Below are 4,606 nucleotides of genomic sequence, written 5' to 3'. Positions count from 1 at the left end.
GCATGGTTAATTTTGGCTGCTGCCGACTTACCATTTTTAGTGATTTGTTCTAGTTTTTGGCGTTCTTCTTCGGTTAATGTCACTTTGTATCGTTTTGCTGACATACCTTTTTCCTTACTATTTTCTGTCCCTTTATTTTACCCGCCAAATTATCTTTGACTGTCTACTAGAAGTATCTGAGACTCGGGTAGGCATCTTTGTGGGGATATGTGAAATTGGAGGTTCTTAAACTCAATTCTAAGCTCAATCATTTTGCTCTCAAATCCAAATTGTATATTAAGGCTTTGCAGCAATCTTACTTGGAATGGCAGTCCCTGAAACCTTTTTAGACTTCTGCGTAAGGTGAGTTATCTGAGTTACTTTTTCCTGCTCTTTTCCTGCTTAGCTCAATCACCTTAGTCTAAACTCCAGTAACTAAATCTATTTCCTCATAGGAATTTGGGATTTGTAGCAATTTGACGCAGATCGTAAAACCACTCAGCTATATCTGAAGAGACAGAGGTAAAGCGAATCCAGAAACTATATGTATCTTCAAGGCTGACTTCTACGACTTTGGCATAGATATTATCCATTCTCCGATCGCGGTCGGAATCGATTAAGGTAATTTGCAAATTAGTTAAAGGCTCAACAGTAAAATCGCTTTTGATTTCTGCGTTATTAGCTGATAGTTTGTGTAGAGTGCCTGTATATTTTTTTGTCTTAATATGCTTACTCTCTATTACCTTCCATTCTATAGAAATAGGTCGAACTAGTTGCACCAAATTTTCTTTGTCTTCAGGTAGAACTAGATCGTCAATCCCTCCAATATCAAACATGTCGATCGCTTTGTTAAATCCCTTGGGCTGAATGCACATTTGGGCATCTATGCGAACGATGTCTTTAACTTCATGGAGAATTGCTTCGGAAACTAGGACTTGTCCTCCAACGCTATAGGATTCAATTCTCGATGCTAGGTTAACGGTACTGCCCATAACTGTATACTTTGCTCGCCGTTGCGAACCAATATTGCCCGCTAATACTTCGCCTGTATGCAAGCCAATCCCCATTTGCAGGGCAGGAATCTGCATGGTTTCTAGTTTGGCGTTAACTTCAGTCATTGCTAGCTGCATGGCGATCGCGCAGGTGACTGCTCGTCGTGTATCGTCCTCTCTCTGAATCGGCGCGCCAAACATCACGAAGATCCCATCGCCGATAAATTCATTAATCGTGCCTTGATATTTAGCAATTACTTCAGTCATGGCATCGAGATAAAGCGAGATTGCTCTCACGCCTCGTTCGGGTTCGACGCTCTCAAATAATGCTGAGAAACCTCGCAGGTCAGAAAACAGTACCGTTACTTTGCGTTTCTCTCCACCCAACCTCAGACCTTCAGGAGTTTCTAACAGCTTGGCGACCACTTCATCGGTGAGATAACGTCCGAAGATCTCTCGCATTCCATTTACACTTCTTGCTGTATAGACTGTCACGGCGATCGCCGAACCCAATAGTGCTAATAAGGAAGGCACGACAGGAATCCACCATCCCCAGATAAATGCTATGTAACTACCTGCAATGAGGGCTCCTCCTATCAAGGGAATTACTAGAGTTTCCCAAGTTGGATATATCTGTTTTAGTTTAGAGATAGATCTTGCGTAGCGTCCCTTCCAGCAGAGTAGCCCGCCGACAATTGCCCAGATGGAAATCCACAGACATTCGATGGATTTTGTCCAAACTTGAATAATCGGTCGTCCGTCAATAGCACTGCTGATTAATTGGCTGGCAATATTCCCATGGATAGTTATGCCGCTGGTTGGCGTAAAAGGATGCCCTAGTGTTGGTCTGTTGTTCGGGGTGATGAAATAATCGCCACTACTTTCTGCGGTAACTCCTATTAAAACGAGGCGATCTCGAAAAATATTGTTAGGAATGCTTTCTTCTAGTACTTCTGTCAGTGAAACCGTGCGAAAGCCTTCCTGAAAATTGCGATAATTCGCTAATATTTGATATCCTCCTGCTTCTGCGCCGACATATCCGCCATCATTGGACTTAAAGGGAACGATTATTGCTTTTCCTAATTGAGTTTTTTTAGTTTTGGCATCTAGGGCTATGGTTTCAATTCCTTCTGCTTTGAGATATTCTTCAGCTAAAGCGTCGCTGAAACTAGGAATAGTTTTATTGCGCTTATCTCTAAGCGCTAGTAGGACGCGGCGGATCTTCCCATCGCCATCGGGAAGTAAGTCGTTGGCTGCTAATTGACCGGGTTTTTCGAGAATAGGGGAAGATTGTACGCCATCCCCATTGTGACTGCCAAGCACTTTACGAATGCCAATTAGATTTGGGGTCGAGGTAAATACTGCGGCTAGTTCCTCATGTCCGGGTTCTACAGGTAAATCGCGGTAGATATCTAGCCCGATCGCTCTAGGTTGCTGTTGTTTGATTATATTTAGCAGTTTGGCTAAATTAGCATCGGAAATCGGTGAATTGTATTTTTGAATATCGGATTCATTAATTGCGACAAGTACGATGCGCTCGTCAATCTTTTCGGTCGGTCGCCATTGAAAGAATAGATCGTAGGCATCTAGTTCCAAGGGCTGTAATAATCCTAAGAAGCGGAGTCCGAGTAATATACCTGTTGTGGCTGGAACGGTTATGATGAATCCGCGCCATTGCCACAGTCGTTTTTTGAGGTTGTTCCACATTTCTATGTTTTAGAGTTTCTAGAATGGATTGGCAACCAGAGAAAAGTAAAGCCCGCGTTCTTGAAAAGTTTGCTTGTCACCAGAAATTCGACTGAGGGGTATTCCCCAATCTAATCGCATGGTGAGCCGATCGCTCATTTGAAAGCGCAATCCTAAGCCTAACGATACTAGGGTACTAGGATCTGGATTGGTACTGGCATTATAGTTCCATGCTTCGCCAAAATCAAAGAATGGCGCAATCTGTAATAGTCCGCTAATTTCCGGAATATGCATGACGGGAATGCGTACTTCCGCTGAGAAAAGCAGCCCGTTATCGGATAGGGCTGCATTCTGAGCGAATCCGCGTAGGATATCCTGTCCGCCAAAGGCGATCTGTTCCTGCGACAGCAGCGGGCGATCGGCAAGTTGCAGGTCGGCTCGGATCAGCAATAGGGTTTCGGGTGCGAGCAGGCGGACATATTGGGCTTGTCCGCGCCAAGACACGAATTGACTGTCTGGGGAGGTGGAGTTGATGGTCGAGCCGAAGGCGTTAATCCCTAGACTAAATTGAGAACGTGCGGCAAATACTTGTTCGCTGCTGCGTTGCACGTATTCTTGAAAGAATCGTAGAGCGGAGATGCTTGTAATGCCATTATTGCAGTCACATCCATTGGTCGGATAGGGAATCTGTCCACCAAATAGATAGGCGGCACTAATACTATGGCTTAAGGTCAAACCTAGGGCGAATTCCTGAGATACGCTTTGGAGAAAAGGTTGGCGGATGGTGAGGTCGTAATTTTTTGAGTTAGAGGTAATATTGAGAATATCAAAAGGAGGCTTGATGACGTTACTAGCGGAAGTTCCAAAGCTAAAGCTAAACGTACCATTGTATGGATTAAAGGGAATTGTGTAACTGGCATTGATGGAGTTGCTTCCCGTGCTATTGGCATATTTGAGACTGAGCCGATCGCCCAGTCCCGTAAGGTTCCCTTCAACATATTCGATTTGGCGGCGATCGGTGCCGACGCTAGGCGTGCCACTATTGTCGAGGGTAATGGGCAAGCTGAAGGTTTTGGCTTCGGTAACTTTGACTTCTAAGTTGTTTAATCCAGGTTGCAAACTCGGGGATAAATTGGCTGAGATGCTCTCAACTAAGGGATTGATTTGGAGTAGTTGCAGGGATTCTAGTAGTCTGTTGGTGTTGAGGGGCTTTTGGGTGGCGATCGCTATGCGCGATTGAATGTATCCTTGGTTGAGTCTGGTCAGTCCAGTGACTTTGATTTCCTCAATTCCACCTTCGACAATTTGAATTCTAATGGTTCCACCTTGAAAGCTTTGTTCGGGAATATATGCCCCAGAAGTAACGTATCTGTTGTCTAGGTATAGCTTGGTAACTTTGGTACGGATTTGAAATAATTCGTTAATGGAAATAGGTCTATTGAGATATTCGTTGGTGATTTTTTCTAGTTCTTCATCGCTAAAAACCGTGCTGCCAACGATCTCGAATTTCTTGACGACAATGATTTCCGAATTATTGTTGCTGGGGATTTCTGGGACTTGCGGTGTTGTGGGCGCGAGTAGGCGATCTGGGGAGGGAAGTTTGGTGGGTTCAGAAGGATTTGTGGGGATGGGTTTGGGATTGAGGTCGGGGGCGATCGGGCGGTTGGGAGGAATGATGGTTTGAGCGACTAATTCTTGAGTGAAGAAGTTAGAAGCGATCGCCAATACAAAAATAATTTTTTGCATCCAAAAACGATCTGGGAATATGTTCACGCGAAGTCTATTCACCAAAGTGTCACTCCTGAAGCCAAAAAACTGTATGTGAAAAATCTAGCATAGTAGATTCAAAAATTTTCGTAATATAGAAGTCATAAATCATTTATGAGAAAAATAGGGCTCTTCGACTTCGCTCAGCCAAAGTATCCCGATGGCTGAGCGAAGTCGAAGCC

At 44.2% G+C, this 4,606-nt stretch carries 2 protein-coding genes; both read right to left on the bottom strand.

The window, feature by feature from the left end; genetic code table 11:
- Nucleotides 1-428: 428 nt before the first annotated feature.
- Nucleotides 429-2,678, bottom strand: coding sequence for a CHASE2 domain-containing protein (locus tag AC805_RS00375; protein WP_055073573.1), 2,250 nt, complete (start codon nt 2,676-2,678; stop codon nt 429-431).
- Between the two features lie 18 nt (nt 2,679-2,696).
- On the bottom strand, nt 2,697-4,403 hold the full coding sequence (locus AC805_RS00370) for a ShlB/FhaC/HecB family hemolysin secretion/activation protein (protein ID WP_055073572.1): 1,707 nt from the start codon (nt 4,401-4,403) through the stop codon (nt 2,697-2,699).
- Nucleotides 4,404-4,606 lie beyond the last annotated feature (203 nt).

Source organism: Pseudanabaena sp. 'Roaring Creek' (assembly GCF_001402795.1).
Taxonomy (GTDB): Bacteria; Cyanobacteriota; Cyanobacteriia; order Pseudanabaenales; family Pseudanabaenaceae; genus Pseudanabaena.
Note: the sequence above shows the minus strand (reverse complement) of the source record. Positions and strands in the feature narration are given on the sequence as shown.